Source organism: Pseudarthrobacter sp. NS4 (assembly GCF_024758005.1).
Classification (GTDB): Bacteria; Actinomycetota; Actinomycetes; order Actinomycetales; family Micrococcaceae; genus Arthrobacter.
Genome location: NZ_CP103288.1, coordinates 1,706,776 through 1,723,706, shown reverse-complemented (window position 1 = coordinate 1,723,706; position 16,931 = coordinate 1,706,776). Strand labels below are relative to the sequence as shown.

General features: G+C 65.2%; 15 protein-coding genes and 1 tRNA gene. 6 read left to right on the top strand and 10 right to left on the bottom strand.

What is annotated here, in order from left to right:
• Window positions 1–10: 10 nt before the first annotated feature.
• Entirely contained in the window at window positions 11–829 is an 819-nt protein-coding gene (locus NXY83_RS08055; RefSeq protein ID WP_258805562.1) for a lysophospholipid acyltransferase family protein, read from the bottom strand.
• A gap of 111 nt (window positions 830–940) precedes the next feature.
• Between NXY83_RS08055 and NXY83_RS08050 the strand changes: the two genes are divergently transcribed.
• The 3 genes from NXY83_RS08050 to NXY83_RS08040 are packed head-to-tail and all read left to right on the top strand — an operon-like array spanning window position 941 to window position 3,139.
• A complete protein-coding gene (locus tag NXY83_RS08050; protein ID WP_258805561.1) occupies window positions 941–1,729 on the top strand; it encodes an alpha/beta hydrolase in 789 nt (262 codons plus the stop codon).
• On the top strand, window positions 1,726–2,544 hold the full coding sequence (locus NXY83_RS08045; protein ID WP_258805560.1) for an alpha/beta hydrolase: 819 nt from the start codon (window positions 1,726–1,728) through the stop codon (window positions 2,542–2,544). The genes NXY83_RS08050 and NXY83_RS08045 overlap by 4 nt, the downstream gene beginning before the upstream one ends.
• Complete coding sequence (locus NXY83_RS08040) at window positions 2,531–3,139, top strand: hypothetical protein (protein ID WP_258805559.1); 609 nt, start codon at window positions 2,531–2,533, stop codon at window positions 3,137–3,139. The genes NXY83_RS08045 and NXY83_RS08040 overlap by 14 nt, the downstream gene beginning before the upstream one ends.
• A gap of 67 nt (window positions 3,140–3,206) precedes the next feature.
• On the opposite strand, the gene NXY83_RS08035 is transcribed toward NXY83_RS08040, so the two are convergent.
• Complete coding sequence (locus tag NXY83_RS08035; RefSeq protein WP_258805558.1) at window positions 3,207–4,298, bottom strand: ROK family glucokinase; 1,092 nt, start codon at window positions 4,296–4,298, stop codon at window positions 3,207–3,209.
• Between the two features lie 179 nt (window positions 4,299–4,477).
• On the opposite strand from NXY83_RS08035, the gene NXY83_RS08030 reads away from it, so the two are divergent.
• Window positions 4,478–6,286, top strand: coding sequence for an AMP-dependent synthetase/ligase (locus NXY83_RS08030; protein ID WP_258805557.1), 1,809 nt, complete (start codon window positions 4,478–4,480; stop codon window positions 6,284–6,286).
• A gap of 64 nt (window positions 6,287–6,350) precedes the next feature.
• Here NXY83_RS08030 and NXY83_RS08025 read toward each other — a convergent pair whose 3' ends face one another.
• Complete coding sequence (locus NXY83_RS08025) at window positions 6,351–9,749, bottom strand: pyruvate carboxylase (protein WP_258805556.1); 3,399 nt, start codon at window positions 9,747–9,749, stop codon at window positions 6,351–6,353.
• Between the two features lie 300 nt (window positions 9,750–10,049).
• Here NXY83_RS08025 and NXY83_RS08020 point away from each other — a divergent pair, with 300 nt between their 5' ends.
• Window positions 10,050–10,868, top strand: a complete 819-nt coding sequence (locus NXY83_RS08020; protein ID WP_258805554.1) for a ParA family protein — start codon at window positions 10,050–10,052, stop codon at window positions 10,866–10,868.
• 71 nt (window positions 10,869–10,939) lie between these two features.
• Here the strand turns inward: NXY83_RS08020 and NXY83_RS08015 are convergent, their stop codons facing one another.
• The 5 genes from NXY83_RS08015 to gcvH form a co-directional block, all read right to left on the bottom strand.
• Window positions 10,940–11,533, bottom strand: coding sequence for a MerR family transcriptional regulator (locus tag NXY83_RS08015; RefSeq protein ID WP_102977332.1), 594 nt, complete (start codon window positions 11,531–11,533; stop codon window positions 10,940–10,942).
• 232 nt (window positions 11,534–11,765) lie between these two features.
• Window positions 11,766–12,269, bottom strand: coding sequence for a bifunctional nuclease family protein (locus NXY83_RS08010; RefSeq protein ID WP_190988956.1), 504 nt, complete (start codon window positions 12,267–12,269; stop codon window positions 11,766–11,768).
• Window positions 12,269–12,985 carry a MerR family transcriptional regulator gene (locus NXY83_RS08005; RefSeq protein ID WP_258805553.1) on the bottom strand — a complete coding sequence of 239 codons (717 nt, stop codon included), beginning with the start codon at window positions 12,983–12,985 and terminating at the stop codon, window positions 12,269–12,271. The genes NXY83_RS08010 and NXY83_RS08005 overlap by 1 nt, the downstream gene beginning before the upstream one ends.
• 23 nt (window positions 12,986–13,008) lie before the next feature.
• Window positions 13,009–13,485: an FHA domain-containing protein gene (locus tag NXY83_RS08000; RefSeq protein ID WP_258805552.1), complete on the bottom strand. Its 477-nt coding sequence runs from the start codon at window positions 13,483–13,485 to the stop codon at window positions 13,009–13,011.
• A gap of 157 nt (window positions 13,486–13,642) precedes the next feature.
• A complete protein-coding gene (gene gcvH, locus NXY83_RS07995) occupies window positions 13,643–14,029 on the bottom strand; it encodes a glycine cleavage system protein GcvH (protein WP_258805551.1) in 387 nt (128 codons plus the stop codon).
• 167 nt (window positions 14,030–14,196) lie between these two features.
• Here gcvH and NXY83_RS07990 point away from each other — a divergent pair, with 167 nt between their 5' ends.
• On the top strand, window positions 14,197–15,066 hold the full coding sequence (locus tag NXY83_RS07990; RefSeq protein WP_258805550.1) for an Fpg/Nei family DNA glycosylase: 870 nt from the start codon (window positions 14,197–14,199) through the stop codon (window positions 15,064–15,066).
• 83 nt (window positions 15,067–15,149) lie between these two features.
• Here the strand turns inward: NXY83_RS07990 and NXY83_RS07985 are convergent.
• Together NXY83_RS07985 and der are read right to left on the bottom strand one after the other, a co-directional pair.
• Window positions 15,150–15,226: transfer RNA gene (locus NXY83_RS07985), tRNA-Pro, on the bottom strand.
• A gap of 149 nt (window positions 15,227–15,375) precedes the next feature.
• Window positions 15,376–16,926, bottom strand: coding sequence for a ribosome biogenesis GTPase Der (gene der, locus NXY83_RS07980; RefSeq protein WP_258805548.1), 1,551 nt, complete (start codon window positions 16,924–16,926; stop codon window positions 15,376–15,378).
• Between the last annotated feature and the right edge of the window lie 5 nt (window positions 16,927–16,931).

Genomic DNA, 16,931 nt, shown 5'->3' with positions numbered 1-16,931 from the left:
GTGTGGCCGCTTATCCGGCAGCGGCAGCGCCGCCGTCGCCATGCCGGGCCCGGTCGGTGCCGGGACCGCCGGCACCGGAATCCGGAAAGCCGCCATCCGTCGGCGCCGGGGAAGCCAGGGGTTCCGCGGCTGCGGCCGGTTCCACCGGTTTGCCCGCCAACCGAAGCTTCACAACGGCTGCGTACTCGTCCACATATTCCTGCCCGGAGAGCCGCATCAGTTCGAACATGATCTGGTCCGTAACCTTCCGCTGGACGTCACGGTCCTCGGCCTGGTCCCGGTACTTGCTGAAGTCCAGCGGCTCACCGAAGATCATGCCGATGCGGCGGATGTTGGGCAGCCGCTTCCCGATGGGCTGCACTTTGTCGGTGCCGATCATGGCCACCGGGATGACGGGGACCCCGGCCTGCAGCGCCAGCCGGGCGACGCCTACTTTGCCCCGGTACAGCCTGGAGTCAGGGCTTCGGGTGCCCTCCGGGTAAATCCCCAGCAGACCCCCGTGGTTCAGGACCTCCATACCGGCGTTGAGGGAAAGTGCGGACGCGGCGCCACCGGACCTGTCCATGGGCAGTTGATTGGTCAGGCGGAAGAACAGGGCCGTCAGCCTGCCCTTGATCCCGGTGCCGGTGAAGTATTCCGATTTGGCCAAAAAGACCACGGGACGGCGGACCATAAGCGGCATGAAGATGGAGTCGGAGAAAGACAGGTGGTTGGAGGCGATAATTGCCGCACCCTGGAGCGGAATATTGTCCAGGCCCTTGACCCAGGGGCGGAAAAGAAGCTTCAGAACCGGACCGAGGAAGATCCTTTTCATGACCCAATAAAACACGTGGTGAACCTCTCCGGAAGGCGGCTCCCAGGCTCCGCACCGGGCCTGGTCAGCAGTTCAATGCAACCCTACTCTAGTGAGATTTGCCGGGAACAGTGACACGATGGAGGCATGACTGAAAGCAGTATCCCGCCCCGTCCTGCTGCTTTCAGCTATCCCGGCCACGGGGCCAATGCCACGATTGGCGTGGCCATCTGCCACGGCTTCACTGGCAGTCCCCTGAGTGTCATGCCGTGGGCGGAGCACCTTGCCGGACAGGGATATGCCGTGACCGTCCCGCTGTTGCCCGGGCACGGAACTGATTGGCGGCAACTCGCGCGCACCGGTTGGGGAGATTGGTACAGCAGCTTTGAGGCGGCCTTCCTGGAACTTCAGGGGCGCACCGAGACCTGCTTTGTGGCCGGACTGTCCATGGGCGGCGCAGTGGCATTGCTTGCCGCGTCCCGGCACAATGTGGCAGGCGTATCCGTAGTTAACCCGGGTTTGAGTTTCTATGACCGCCGGGTCCGTGTCATTGGGGTACTGAAGTACTTCCAGCGGACCACCGTCCCCATCCAGGAAGAACAGCCGACGGCGGCCGTCACCGAGGACGGCGACTACTCCCGGACTCCCCTCTCCGCAGTGCACGAACTCAAGAAGCTGTTTGGGGCCGCCATCCGTGGACTGCCACGCGTCACAGCCCCGGTCCAGGTGTTCAAGTCGCGGACGGATGCCGTTGTCCCACCAACTTCCCTGGAAATGCTTCGAAAACGGCTGGGTGCCAACCTTGTGGAAGTAGTTGACCTTGATAGCAGCGGCCATGTGGCTACGCTTGACGTTGACGCGCCGGAAATTTTCGCCAGGTCCAGCGCATTCGTTCGTGCCCATGCACGCCAGACCAGCACTTCGGAGACCCCATGACCTCCAGCCCGGACCACAGTCCCTTCAGCAGCGTGTCCAGTGGCGAAGGGCCCCGGACTGGCGTGGTCCTCTCCCACGGGTTCACCGGCAGCCCGCACGGACTCCGCACCTGGGCCCACGCCTTTGCCGCCGCTGGCTTCGCGGTGCGGATGCCCCTGCTGCCCGGCCACGGCACCAGCTGGGAGGACCTTGCCAGGACCCGGTGGCAGCAGTGGCACGGCGCCCTGGATGACGCGTACCTCGAACTAGAGGCCGAGTGCGACCACGTCTTCTCTGCCGGGCTGAGCATGGGCGGCGCACTCGCACTGCGGATCGGGGCCACGAGGCCGGTCGCCGGGGTGCTCCTGGTAAATCCGGGACTGGTCATTGACGATCCCCGCGCACCCTTGGCCGGGATCCTGAAGCTGGTCATGAAAAGCACGCCTGCCATCGCCAATGACATCCTGAAGGCGGGAATGGACGAGGGCGCCTACCCGCGCACCCCGGTAGCCGCCGCCCATGAGCTGAACAAAATGTTCAGGGACACCATCCGGCTTCTCCCCCGGGTCACCGCCCCCGTGCAGGTTTACCGGTCCACGGTGGACCACGTGGTCTCCGATTCGAGTATCGCGGCGCTGCGGCGCGGGTTGACGCACGCACCGTTGGAGCTGGTCCGGCTCGAAAACAGCTACCATGTGGCCACTATGGACAACGACGCCGAACAGATCTTTCAGGGATCGCTGGAGTTCATTCGCCGGGTGCTTTCTGATTCCGCACCATTGGGCACCGGAGCGCCGGCAGTGACAGGGCAGGAGGTCCGGCATGAACAGGCATGACTCCGGCCCCTCCGACTCCCCCGACCAGGGCTCGAACCACGACGATGCCGTATGGCTGGACCTGGTGGCGCGCCTGGAATCGGAACCCCCGTTCACTGAACCGCGCGCCCGAACAACTGACCCCCGCTCCGGCACAACGGAACCCGGCGTGACCGCTGAACCCGGTATACCGGCAGCCCGCCCGGGGCAGGGGGCTTCATTCCGGGACTTCGACCCGCTGGGCCTGGCCTCCGCGGCGCCCACCGAACTGTCCGCGGCGGACCGTGAGGCTTCCCGGACAGCCGGCGCAAGCGCCCGTGGCGCTGATGCGGACGGACCACCGGCGGGTCCGCGGGATTATGAGGTGGACGACGACGAGGGCACCTTCGTGCCGGAGGAACCGCCCAGCCTGGCCGGTACGGACCCGCTGACCATGCTCGCCTGGCTGGCTGCGGTGGGCGGCCCGGTGGCGCTGCTGCTCTCAGCGATGTTCTGGCGCTCCGCGCCGCTGCTGGCCGTCCTGGGCATTGTGGCTGCGTTCGTGCTGGGAACGGTGTACCTCATCATGAAGCTTCCGCAGGAAAAAGACGAGGACGACGACGGGGCCAGGGTTTAGCGCGGGCCCACCGGTTCCAGCCCGGCCGGGCACCCTTCCTGCCGGCCGGCGCGGAATGGCGGATCTGTCAGCTGCGGACCCTGCTGCTCACCCTGGACAGGTCTGCCGCACCAATCAGGCCGGCGTTGGGTCCGAGGGCGGCAAGCTGGATGCCGGCCGCCGGACGGAAGCCGCGGCCGGTAAGGTTCCGGGCGAACGCCTTCCGTGCCGGTTCCACCAGAAGGTCTCCCGCCGAGCACAGCCCGCCACCGATAACGAATAGTCCCGGGTCCAGCGCTGCGGCCAGATTGGCGAGCCCGAGGCCGAGCCATTCGCCCACTTCCTCAATCAGTTCCCGGGAGGCGGCGTCGCCCGCCAACGCAAGTTCGGTGACAACAGTCCCGGTGATGGTCTCGGTATGCCCGGCCACAGCGGCCAGCAGGTCCTGGGCCATCGGCGAGTTGCTCCTGGCGAGAATCCTCGCCTCACGCCCCAAGGCGTTGCCCGATGCATATTGCTCCCAGCACCCGCGGTTGCCGCACTCGCAGCGGTGCCCGCCTGGCATGATGACCTGGTGCCCGAACTCGCCGGCCACGCCGAACCGCCCGCGCTCCACCCTGCCGTCCATGACCATCGCCCCGCCGATCCCTGTGCCCAGGGTGATGCAGACCAGCCGGTCCTCGCGCTGCCCTGCCCCGAAGCGCCATTCCGCCCAGGCAGCTGCGTCGGCATCGTTGGCCAGCAGCACCGGCCGCCGGAGGAGTTGCTGCAGGTTGGCCCTCAAAGGTTCATTGCGCCAGGCCAGGTGCGGACTGAAAAGCACGGTGCCGCCGTCGAGGTCCATCCAGCCGGCCGCGCCGATTCCCACAGACCGGATCCGGTGCCCCCTGCCAAGCTCTTCAACCAGTTCCACGATGACCTGTTCCACAGCCCGGGGGTCCGTGCCTGGAGTGGACCGGCGGGATTCGCTCAGGATCCTGCCGTCGCCATCGACCACACCGGCCGCCACCTTGGTGCCGCCGATATCGATTCCGATGGCGAGCCCTTTGCGGCCAAGGCGAATCTGTTCGCGAAAGCCGTTGCCCTGCCTTATTCCGGCCCGGTAGGAGGCGGACCGCCGCCTCCACGGGGCGGGTCTTCTGAGGGAACCGGCCTGCTCGCCGGAGGGCTGTGCGTACATAATTCCCCATTCTAGGTTTTCAGCCGCACCGGTGGCGGGACGTTCGCCGCGTCCCGGGCAGAAGCGCCATTGACGGCCAAGTTACCCATCAGTAGCTTTAGATACTGCATGACCCCGCGGCGGCGTACTAGTCTTTAGGCATACCCCTGAGCGGGACTTCGGATATCAAAGGAGCTATAGTGCGCGAATTCAGTGTTCCGCCTCTCGTTGTTGTTCCACCGGAAACCAATATCACCGACCTGGTGCTGCGGCAGGCGGAAAAGGCCAGCAACCCGGCATTGTTTTCGCGGCTGGATCCAGCCGGCGCCTGGCAGGACGTTTCCGCCACCGAATTCCTTGCGGACGTCAGGGCTCTGGCGAAGGGCCTGATGGCCAGTGGCGTTGGGGCCGGGGACCGGGTGGGCATTATGTCCCGCACCCGTTATGAATGGGCGCTTGTGGACTTTGCCATCTGGTTTGCCGGCGGCGTCTCCGTTCCCATCTACGAAACCTCCTCGCCGTCGCAGGTGGCGTGGAACCTCGGCGACTCCGGCGCTGTTGGCGCTTTCGGCGAGGCCGCCCACCACGAGAATGTCATCCGCCAGGCGGTCTCAGCTGAAGGCCTCACCGCGCTCCAGCATGTCTGGCAGTTGGAGGGCGCAGGACTGGATGCCCTTCGGGATGCCGGCCGCAGCGTCAGCGACGACGAGCTGGAGTCCCGGCGGAAATCGGCAAAGCTTACGGACATTGCCACGATCATCTACACGTCGGGAACCACGGGCCGTCCAAAGGGCTGTGAACTGACCCACGGCAACTTCGTGGAGCTGTCGGACAACGCCCTGGCCATCATCGGCGAGATCGTCCACGAGAACGCCAGGACCATCATGTTCCTGCCCATGGCCCACGTCTTCGCCAGGTTCATCTCGGTCCTCGCCATGGCTGCCGGAACCACGGTGGCGCATACACCGGACATCAAGAACCTGCTCGCCGACCTGAAGAGCTACGAGCCTACGTTCATCCTTGCCGTACCAAGGGTGTTCGAGAAGGTGTACAACTCGGCACTGACCAAGGCGGAGGACGGCGGCAAGGGCGCCATCTTCCACAAGGCAGCCGATACCGCCATCGCCTACTCCAAGGCACGGCAGGCGGGACATGTAGGCCTTGGACTGAAGCTGCGCCACGCCCTGTTCGACAGGCTGGTCTACAGCAAGCTCCGCGCGGCAATGGGTGGACAGGTTGCCCACGCGGTGTCCGGCGGCGGTCCCCTCGGCGAACGTTTGGGCCACTTCTTCCAGGGCATCGGCCTGCAGGTGCTGGAGGGCTATGGGCTGACCGAAACCACAGCCCCCATCTCCGTCAACACACCATCCCGGATCAAGATCGGTTCTGTGGGCAAACCCCTGCCCGGCAACGCCGTCAAGATTGCCGACGACGGCGAGATCCTGGCAAAGGGCGTCTGCGTCATGCGCGGCTACTACAAGCGGGAGGACCTGACAGCGGAAACGTTCTCCGACGGCTGGTTCCGCACCGGCGACATTGGCCGGCTGGACGAGGACGGCTTCGTGTGGATCACGGGCCGCAAGAAGGAGATCATCGTCACCGCCGGCGGCAAGAACGTTATCCCCGCCCTGCTTGAGGACCAGATCCGCGCTGACGCCCTCGTCTCGCAGGTCCTGGTGGTCGGTGACAACCGGCCGTTCATCGGTGCCCTTGTCACGCTGGACCAGGAGGCCCTGCCGGGGTGGCTTCAGCGCCACGGCCTCCCCGCCGACACATCCCTCGCTGACGCTGCCGCCAACCCGGTGGTCAAGGCAGCGGTCCAGGACCTGATCACCGCCGCAAATGGGTCCGTGTCCCAGGCCGAGGCCATCAAGTCGTTCCGGATCGTCCCCGCGGACTTCACTGAAGCCTCCGGTCACCTGACCCCCTCCATGAAGGTGAAGCGGGCACAGGTGATGAAGGACTTCGAGACCGTCATCGAGGAAATGTACGCCGCTCCCCGGTCCTAGGCCAGAGACAACGAAAGGGTCCTCCCGCCGGGAGGACCCTTTCGTTGTCGCTAATGCCTTGCGGCTATTGCTCCACGACGAGGAGCAGGTCCCCGCCCTGCACCTGCTCCACTGAGGAGATGGCGAGCCGGGAAACCTTGCCGTCCACCGGCGTCGTGATGGATGCCTCCATCTTCATGGCCTCGATGGTGGCCACGGTGTCGCCGGCGCTGACGGTGTCGCCGGCCTTGACGGTGACCGTAACGGCGCCGGCAAACGGGGCAGCCACGTGTCCCGGCTGCGCCGGATCTGCCTTTTCGGCGGCCTTGACGTTGCTGACCACGGAGCGGTCGCGCACCACCACGGGCCGGGACTGGCCGTTGAGCGTACACATGACGGTGCGCATGCCCTTTTCATCCGGCTCGGAGACGGCTTCCAGCGAAGCGATCAGCCGGACGCCGCGCTCCAGCTGGATTTCGTGCTCCATGCCGCGCTGGAGGCCGTAGAGGTAGTCGCGGGTATCCAGGACAGAGATGTTGCCGTAGGTTTCGACGCTCTTGAGGTAGTCCTTCGTGGGCCCGTCGAAAAGCAGCCGGTTCAGCGTGTGCTGGCGGGTCTTGGAGTCAGCCTTCAGCGCAGCGCTGTCCTCGGCGCTGAGCTCTGCGTCGCGGACCTTCACGCTCCTGCCCTGGAGCGCCTTGGTACGGAAGGGTTCCGGCCAGCCGCCGGGAGGGTCACCCAGTTCACCGGACAGGAAACCGATAACTGAATCGGGGATGTCGTAGTTCTGGGGGTTCTCGTTGAAGTCCGCCGGGTCTGCGTTAAGGCCCACCAGGTGCAGGGCGAGGTCGCCCACCACCTTGGAGGACGGTGTCACCTTCACCAGGCGGCCCAGGATGCGGTCAGCGGCCGTGTACATGTCCTCGATTGCCTCGAACCGCTCCCCCAGCCCCAGCGCCATTGCCTGCTGGCGGAGGTTGGACAGCTGGCCACCCGGGATCTCGTGCTGGTAGACACGGCCTGTTGGGCCCGGGAGCCCCGACTCGAACGGCGCGTAGACGCGGCGGACAGCCTCCCAGTACGGCTCCATGGAGCTGACAGCAGCGAGGCTGAGGCCGGTGTCCCGGGGGGTGTGTGCCAGTGCTGCGACCAGGGCCGACGCCGACGGCTGGCTGGTGGTTCCGGCCAGGGATGCGGCGGCCACATCCACGGCATCGACACCGGCGTCCACAGCCGCGAGCAAGGTGGCCAGCTGGCCGCCTGCGGTGTCATGGGTGTGCAGGTGGACCGGCAGGTCGAAGCGTTCCCGGAGGGCCGCAACTAGCTTGGCGGCAGCGGCGGGACGCAGCAGGCCTGCCATGTCCTTGATGGCGAGGATGTGCGCGCCGGCGTCGACGATCTTCTGCGCGAGCTCCAGGTAGTAGTCCAGCGTGTACAGCGTCTCTTCGGGGTCCAGCATGTCCCCGGTGTAGCAGAGCGCCACTTCTGCGACGGCGGTGCCCGTAGCCCGGACAGCGCGGATGGCGGGCGCCATCTGGCTGACGTCGTTGAGCGCATCGAAGATGCGGAAGATATCGATGCCGGTCGCTGCGGCCTCGTTGACGAATGCCTCGGTGACCTCTTCGGGGTAAGGCGTGTAACCGACGGTGTTGCGGCCGCGGAGCAGCATCTGCAGGCAGACATTCGGCAGAGCCTTGCGCAGCGCCGCCAGACGGTCCCAGGGATCTTCGCCCAGGAAGCGAAGTGCGACGTCATACGTGGCACCGCCCCAGGCTTCGACGGACAGCAGCTCCGGCATCAGCGCACTGACGGCCGGGCCGGCGGCCACAAGGTCGCGGGTGCGGACACGGGTAGCCAGGAGCGACTGGTGTGCGTCCCGGAACGTGGTGTCCGTAACCGCCACGGGGTTCTGTTCGCGGAGCGCCCTGGCAAACCCTTCGGGTCCCAGCTCAAGGAGCTTCTGCCGCGAACCGGGGGCCGCCTGCTTTCCCTTCACGGACGGAAGCTTGTCCGCCGGGTTGGAGTGGACTGTCAACTCGCCGTTGGGCTTGTTGACGGTGACCTCTGCCAGCCAGGTCAGGAGTTTGGTGCCACGGTCCGCGGACACCCTCGCCTTCAGCAGCTGCGGGCGCTCATCGATGAAGTTGGTGGCAACGTTGCCGGCGATGAAGTCCGGATCGTCAAGCACCGCCTGCAGGAAGGAGATGTTAGTGGACACCCCGCGAATGCGGAACTCCGCGAGGGCGCGGCGGGCCCGTGCCACTGCCGCAGGGTAGTCCCTGCCCCGGCAGGTGAGCTTGACCAGCATGGAGTCGAAGTGCGGGCTGATCTCGGCACCCGAGTAGACCGTACCGCCGTCGAGCCGTACGCCTGCACCACCGGCGGACCGGTAGCCGCTGATCTTTCCGACGTCGGGCCGGAAGCCGTTGGCGGGGTCCTCGGTGGTGATGCGGCTCTGCAGGGCTGCGCCCTTGAGGTGCACCGTTTCCTGGGAAAGGCCAAGGTCCGCCAAAGTCTCACCGGCGGCGATCCTCATCTGTGCCTGCACCAGGTCGACGTCGGTGACTTCCTCCGTGACTGTGTGCTCCACCTGGATGCGCGGGTTCATCTCGATGAACACGTGCTGCCCGGCCCGCTCACCCACAGTGTCCACGAGGAACTCGACGGTGCCCGCGTTAACGTAGTTCAGCGCCTGGGCGAACTTGACGGCGTCCCGGTAAAGGGCCTGCCGGATGTTCTCGTCCAGGTTCGGGGCGGGGGCGATCTCAATGACCTTCTGGTGCCGGCGCTGAATGGAGCAGTCGCGCTCGAACAGGTGCATGACGTTGCCTTCGGCATCCGCGAGAATCTGCACCTCGATGTGCCGCGGGCGCAGTACTGCCTGTTCCAGGAACATGGTGGGGTCACCGAACGCCGCGTCCGCTTCGCGCATGGCTGACTTCAGGGCCTCAGGAAGTGCTTCGCGGGTGTCCACCCGGCGCATGCCGCGGCCTCCGCCGCCGGCCACGGCCTTGGCGAAAATGGGGAAGCCGATCTCGTCTGCCGCTGCCAGCAGCTCGTCCAGGTCCTTGGAGGGCTGACTGGATTTCAGGACCGGAACACCGGCATCACGGGCAGCCTTAAGCGCGGCAACCTTATTGCCTGCAAGCTCCAGCACTTCCGCCGGCGGCCCAACGAAAGTGATCCCGGCGTCCTTGGCCGCGCGTGCCAGGTCGGGGTTCTCGGAGAGGAAGCCGTAACCGGGGTAGATGGCGTCCGCACCGGACTCCTTCGCCACCCGGATGACCTCGGCGACGTCCAGGTATGCCCGGACGGGGTGCCCTTCCTCGCCAATCAGGTAGGCCTCGTCCGCTTTCTGGCGGTGGATCGAGTTTCTATCCTCATTTGGAAAAACGGCAACGGTCTTGGCGCCCAGCTCGTAGCCGGCGCGGAAGGCCCTGATCGCGATTTCGCCGCGGTTGGCCACCAGAACTTTGGAAAACATACTTCTCCTGCATCATTGCGGGTGGATCGGTGAGTGGTCACAGTGTCTAGGACCTACAAGGACAAACACAAATCTTTGTGTCGACTGTCACAGATTTCCCCGTCATGTCCCGATTGCTTTAGCCGGCCCGGCGGAATCCGCCCCGGCAGCACAGCCGATGCCATGCCGAGTCCCCGGAAAGCAGGATTCAACGGCGCATCCACATATGATGAGTAGGGCGGCAGGACCGTCCGGCTTCGGCTCTGCCGGAGCAAACATTACTCCCAACACGGCATCCGGCGTTAGGTTTTGGTCTCTCAAGTGCAAGTAGTCAGCATCAGCAGCCTTAAGGGTGGAGTCGGCAAGACTTCCGTCACCACAGGATTGGCGTCTGCGGCGCTGGCCGCGGGCGTCCGCACGCTTGTGGTGGATCTTGACCCCCACGCGGACGCGACCACGGCCCTCGGCGTGCAGCCCGGTGACCAGCTCGATATCGGCAGGATGCTGAAGAGCCCCCGCCGCGCCAAGCTGGCCGAGAACGTCGTGGGCAGCAGCTGGACGGCGTACGCCCAGGCCAACGGTTCCGGGCCCGCTGTCCTGGACGTCGCCGTCGGCTCTGCCTACACGGGCATCTACGACCGCCCGGACCTTGGCCGCCGTGACCTCCGGCGGCTCTCGTCCGTCCTGGCAGGCGCGGACACCTATGATCTCGTCCTGATCGACTGCCCGCCGTCGCTCAACGGGCTTACCCGGATGGCCTGGTCCGCGAGCGACAAGGTGGCACTCGTTGCCGAGCCCGGCTTGTTTTCGGTGGCCGGAACGGAACGCACCATGAGGGCAATCCAGCTGTTCCGGCAGGAATTTGCACCCAACCTTTCCCCTGCAGGCATCGTGGCCAACCGGGTCCGGACGGGTTCATCCGAACACACGTACCGGCTGGCTGAGATGGAGTCCATGTTCGGCGAACTCCTCCTGAGTCCACGCATACCCGAACAGGCCAACTGGCAGCAGATCCAGGGCGCCGCCCACCCGGTGCACCATTGGCCCGGTGATTCGGCCAAGTCTGCTGCGGCGCTTTTCGACGACCTGTTGACCAACCTGATGGCGGTGGGCAGCGGGTTGCGCAGCCGTGCCCGCTAAGCAGCCTGGATTAAGAGCAGAGGCCGCTCCCCCTAGGGAGAGCGGCCTCTGCTGTCAGGTCTGCCAGGGCGTCAGCTGATCTTTCGTGCTGCCCGCCGCTTGCTCAGTTCGTCGTCCGGAAAGGGCTGCTCCGCTGCATGCTCGCTGGGAAGGGAGGCGAGGCTGCCTTCAACTTCGCGCCACACCCGGCCCACAGCAATGCCGAACACGCCCTGTCCGCCCTGGACCAGGTCGATAACCTCATCAGCCGAGGTGCATTCGTAAACGCTGGCGCCGTCGCTCATGAGCGTGATCTGGGCCAGGTCCTCCACACCGCGTTCACGCAGGTGTTCGACGGCGGTGCGGATCTGCTGAAGGGAAACTCCGGTGTCCAGGAGGCGTTTCACCACCTTGAGGACAAGGATGTCGCGGAATCCGTACAACCGTTGGGACCCGGAGCCGGCAGCGCCGCGGACTGCGGGTTCCACCAGTCCGGTACGTGCCCAGTAGTCCAGCTGCCGGTACGTGATGCCGGCAGCCTTGCAGGCAGTGGGTCCGCGGTAGCCGGCGTCCTCATCCAGCACCGGGAGGTCCTCGGTAAACAGGAGGCCCTGGGCACCACTCGCGGGCACAGCAACACCAGCCGTGGGCTGTTTCAGCCCGCCTGCTTCGCCTTTGGGACTCACCTGGATCCTCCTTGTCGTAGCTCCCGGTTTAACAACTGCAGCAGCCTTGGCATGAAGACCATGCATGTAATTTTCGCGGGGCGCACTTTCCAGTGTGACTTGCGCGGCTGCCGTAAGCAATGGGAACTTGATACTTCGACGTTAGGCCCGGCGGGACCCAAGGTCAAAGACCCTGACGGCTTAACTGAGGCGTGTCGAAACTTTCATCCTCAACTTTAACCTTAACGTGACCTTAGCCGTCGAAATCCTCGGGTTCGACGTCGTCCAGGAACTCCCGGAACCGGCGCAACTCGCGCTCCTCGTCAACGGTGGGGCCCGGCTCCGCGTCCTCACCCTCGTCGTGCTCGGTGATGCGGACGCCGGCTTCATCCATAACCGAATCTGCGCACCAGATGCGGCACTTCGCGCGGAGTGCTATTGCCAGGGCATCGGATGCCCTGGAACTCACAGTGGTGCCGTTTTCAAACTGCAGCTGCCCATAGAAGATGTTGTCTTCAACAGCCACGATGTTGACGCTCACCACGGAGTGGCCCAGGGACTCCACCACATCCACCAGGAGATCGTGGGTCATGGGCCGGGGCGGGACCACGCCCTGCTGGGCCAGCGCGATGGCGCTGGCTTCCGGAGTGCCGATCCAAATGGGGACGTGCCGTTCCCCATGCATTTCCCGGAGCAGGACCAGGGGCTGGTTGGAAGGCAGTTCAATCCGAACGCCTACGATCTCGACTTCAATCATCAGATGTCCATGCGTGAGATGTGGTCCTGCACCAAAGCCCGGTGCAGGGTGAGGCAGAGGTCGCTGATTTCGCGGGCAGCCTCGGCAGCCCGCGCCTGGGAGGCAGAGTCCTTGCGGGAAGCAAGCGGCGCCACCGCCCGTTCCACGAGGCCGAATTCCCGTTCCGCTGCTGCCTGGAAGGGTCGCAGGTGACGGGGTTCCAGCCCATGGCCCTCCAGCTGCACGCAGGCACGCGCCACTTGGAGGGCATGCTCGTCAAACTGGCCGTTGCTGTGGCTGATCAGGCCGAACTCCAGGAGAGCCTGGAGCAGGGGGACACTGGCGCCGGATTCGGCGCGAAGTTGCTCCTCCGTGAGCCTGCGCCCGCGGTTCTGCAGCTCCGCGGCCAGCTCGTCGGAGACGATCCTCGGGGACACCACGACGCCGGGCGGAAGGTTCTCCGGCCGCTCTCCCCTGTCGATGGCGTCAAGGTAGTCCTTGATGACTTTCAGGGGAAGGTACTGGTCCCGCTGCAAAGCGAGGACAAAACGCAGCCGTTCCACGTCGCCGTCGGAATACTGCCGATAGCCCGCAGGCGTACGCCTGGGGTTGATCAGCCCTTTTTCTTCCAGGAACCGGATTTTTGACGCGGTCATGCCTGGGAAGTCCCCGCTGAGCTGCGCGAGGACTTCTCCAATGTTCAGGACCTGCGGTCCCCGGCGTTCCGGTTGTGCCATTGCCACAGGCAGCGGTCCCCGGATCAGCCGCGGCCTGCAGCGCCGGCAGGGCTGAGGTAGAAGGTGAGGCGGAACTTGCCGATCTGCACTTCGTTGCCGGACTTGAGTTCGACGCTGTCCACCCGGTCATGGTTGACGTAGGTGCCGTTCAGGCTGTTCTTGTCCACCACTTCGAAGCTCCGGGCAGTGCGCCGGAACTCCACGTGCCGGCGGGAAACCGTGACGTCATCGAGGAAGATGTCGGCATCCGGGTGGCGGCCGGCGGTGGTGACGTCGGAGTCGAGCAGGAAGCGGGCACCGGCGTTGGGGCCGCTGTGTGCGACGAGCAGTGCGGAACCCGCCGGAAGTGCCTCGACGGAGCTGCGCTCGTCTGAGGACAGCTTGGGCGCGATAGTAGGTTCATCTCTGACCGGGGTGAGATGGATGGAGGTGGTCTCCGACGACCTAGCCGCACCATTGCCGTATTCCCCATCGGCAGGGTTGTGTCTGTGGCCAGCCATGGATTCCTCCTCTTCCCGCTGCAGCCCCTCAGGCCTGCAGTCAACGTTTACCCTCCGGCCCTGCCCAGCAGGTCCGGCGCCGGCTCCCGATCCGGCCGCTGACGTGCGAAGACGTCCTGCCTGCGACACGGGGCCGGACCGGATTTACCGGTTAGCTTTAGCCTACCTGTTGTTCGTACTCAGATGCACTGAGCAACGAGTCAACGGCGTCAGCTTCGGCAAGTTTGACCTCGATCAGCCAGCCGTCGCCGTAGGGATCGGTGTTGATGAGGGCCGAATCGGTGTCCAGGGAATCGTTGCGGGCCACAACTTCGCCGGTTACGGGAGCGTAGATGTCGCTGACACTCTTGGTGGACTCCACCTCGCCCACCACTTCGTTTGCCGTAATCCTGGTGCCGATTTCGGGCATCTGGGCGTAGACAACATCTCCAAGCGCGTCCTGGGCAAAGTCGGTAATGCCCACGCGGACCACGCCGTCGGCATTGGGAGCGGATACCCACTCATGTTCGGCGGTGTAGGACAGGTCTTCGGGAATGTTGCTCATCAGGGGCCTTTCATCGGGTCAAGCACCAATGTCAAAGGGGCCCGGGAAACAGGCCGCCGCTTGAAAGTATAGGCACATCTGCCGGGGCGTCCACCGGGCTTTCTGGCAGGATGGGACGCATGAGCGCGCGCATTGAGGCCGGACGCCGGGGACCAGGCAGGTAAGTCATGCCGGAACTTCCCGAGGTGGCCGGCCTGGCCGGGTTTTTGGACGAACAACTGCGGGACTCTGTAGTGACCAGGCTGCAGATTGTTTCCTTCGCGGTGCTGAAGACAGCTGATCCGCCTTTCACGTCGCTGGAGGGCCGGACAGTGGCCGGCGTACAGCGGTTCGGCAAATTCATCAGCATTGATACCGGCGGTATCTCCTTTGTGTTCCATCTGGCCAGGGCCGGCTGGATCCGCTTCACGGACTCGCCCGCTGATGGACAGTTGAGGATGGGCAAAGGCCATATTGCGGCGCGGCTTGTTTTCACCGGCGCGGACGGGCCCCGCGGTTTCGACCTTACTGAGGCCGGAACCAAAAAGAGCCTGGCTGTCTACGCCGTGCGGGACCCCCGGGACGTCCCCGGCATCGCCTCCCTGGGTCCGGACCCGTTCAGTGAAAAGTTCGACGTCGATGCCCTGGCCGCAATCCTTGCCGGCAGTTCCCAGCAGATCAAGGGGCTCCTGCGGAGCCAGGGCGTGATTGCGGGCATCGGAAACGCATACAGCGACGAGATCCTGCATGCGGCCCGGATCTCCCCGTTCGCTACCGCCAAGTCCCTGGACCGGGACACGGTGCAGGTCCTGTATGACGCCATCCATGACGTCCTCGGCACCGCGCTGGCGGAGGCCAGCGGCAAGCCACCCAAGGACCTCAAGGACGTGAAGCGGAGCCACATGCGCGTCCACGCGCGGACCGGCCAGCCCTGTCCGGTGTGCGGGGACACCGTCCGGGAGGTTTCCTTTGCCGATACCGCCCTGCAGTACTGCCCCACCTGCCAGACCAAGGGCAAGATCCTGGCGGACCGCCGGACGTCAAGATTCCTGAAATAGGCAGTTTGGCGCCAGGCAGGGTTGCAGTGCAGGCAACACAAAAAGCGAAAGCGCCGGAGAGATTCTCCGGCGCTTTCGCTCTTTGGTCGGGCTGACAGGATTTGAACCTGCGACCCCTTGACCCCCAGTCAAGTGCGCTACCAAGCTGCGCTACAGCCCGTTGGTTCCGCCGTTCTCCGCTGTGCTTGATCCAAGGATTCCTCCGTGGATTTCCACCAGCAGTCCGGCCGAACCACCTAGAAGAGCTTACACGATCCCGGAGGGTGCCAGTGACACTTTCCGGGATTTGCGGCCCCTGGTGTGTCGCAATTAACGCTTCTTGCCGCGTTTTTCCCTGACCCGCATGCTGACCTCGATGGGCGTGCCTTCGAAGCCGAAGGTTTCGCGCAGCCGGCGGGTGATGAACCGGCGGTATCCGGGGTCCAGGAAACCGGTGGTGAACAGGACGAACTTCGGCGGCCTGCTTGACGCCTGGGTACCGAAGAGGATGCGGGGCTGCTTTCCGCCGCGGACCGGGTGCGGGTGCGCGGCCACCAATTCGCCCAGGAAGGCGTTCAGGCGGCCGGTGGCGATGCGCTTGTCCCAGTTCTCCAGGGCCACGTCGAGCGCAGGGACCAGGCGGTCCTTGTGCCAGCCGGTCTTGGCCGAGATGTTCACGCGCGGGGCCCACTCCACATGCGCCAGGTCCTGCTCAATTTCACGCTCCAGGTAGCGGCGGCGTTCGTCGTCGAGCAGGTCCCACTTGTTGAACGCCAGTACCAATGCGCGGCCGGATTCGATGGCCAGCTGAAGGATCCGTACATCCTGCTCGCTGAGGACCTCGTCCACGGCAAGGAGCACGACGGCGACCTCCGCCTTTTCGAGCGCCGCCTGCGTCCGCAGCGAAGCGTAGTAGTCCGCGCCCTGGGCCATGTGCTGGCGGCGGCGGATGCCGGCCGTGTCCACGAAGCGCCAGGTTCGGCCGCCGAGTTCAATGAATTCATCCACGGGATCACGTGTGGTTCCGGCGGTGTTGTCCACCACCACGCGTTCGGTTCCGGCGAGCTTGTTCAGCAGCGAGGACTTGCCGACGTTCGGGCGCCCGATCAGCGCAATGCGCCGCGGGCCGCCGGAGCGTTCCAGCCCCTCAATGGTCGAGAATTCGGGCAGGACGTCCATCACGTGGTCCAGCAGGTCCGCCACACCACGTCCATGGAGCGCTGACACCGGATAGGGCTCGCCGAAGCCGAGGCCCCACAGGGCGGCAGAGTCCGCCTCCTGGGCAAAGTCATCCACCTTGTTGGCCACCATGATGACCGGCTTCTTGCTGCGGCGCAGCATCTTCATGACGCCTTCATCAGTGGCGGTGGCGCCGACGGCCGAGTCAACGACAAAGAGGACGGCGTCCGCGAGTTCGACGGCCATCTCGGCCTGCTCGGCGACGCGCGCATGGATTCCGCGGGCGTCGTGCTCCCAGCCGCCGGTATCCACCAGCGTGAAGTTGCGGCCGTTCCAGCTCGCGGAGTACATAACGCGGTCGCGGGTCACACCGGGGGTGTCCTCAACCACCGCTTCGCGGCGTCCCAGGATACGGTTCACCAGCGTGGACTTGCCCACGTTGGGGCGTCCGATGATGGCAAGGACAGGATCGAGTTTGACGGGGCCGTCGAAGTCCTCGTCGTCGTACTCCCCGCTGAGCAGGGCGGCGTCGTCCTCATCGAGGTCGTAGTCCTCCAGTCCTGCCCGGAGGGAGGCCGCGCGAAGCTCTGCCTCGTCGTCGTCAATGGCCGCCAGCCGTTCCGCAACCTGGTCGCTGCCCGTGGGAGTGTATTCGTCTTCGGCGGGGCCGGAATGGCCGGGAGTTTGGGTGGTGTCGCTCATTGCAT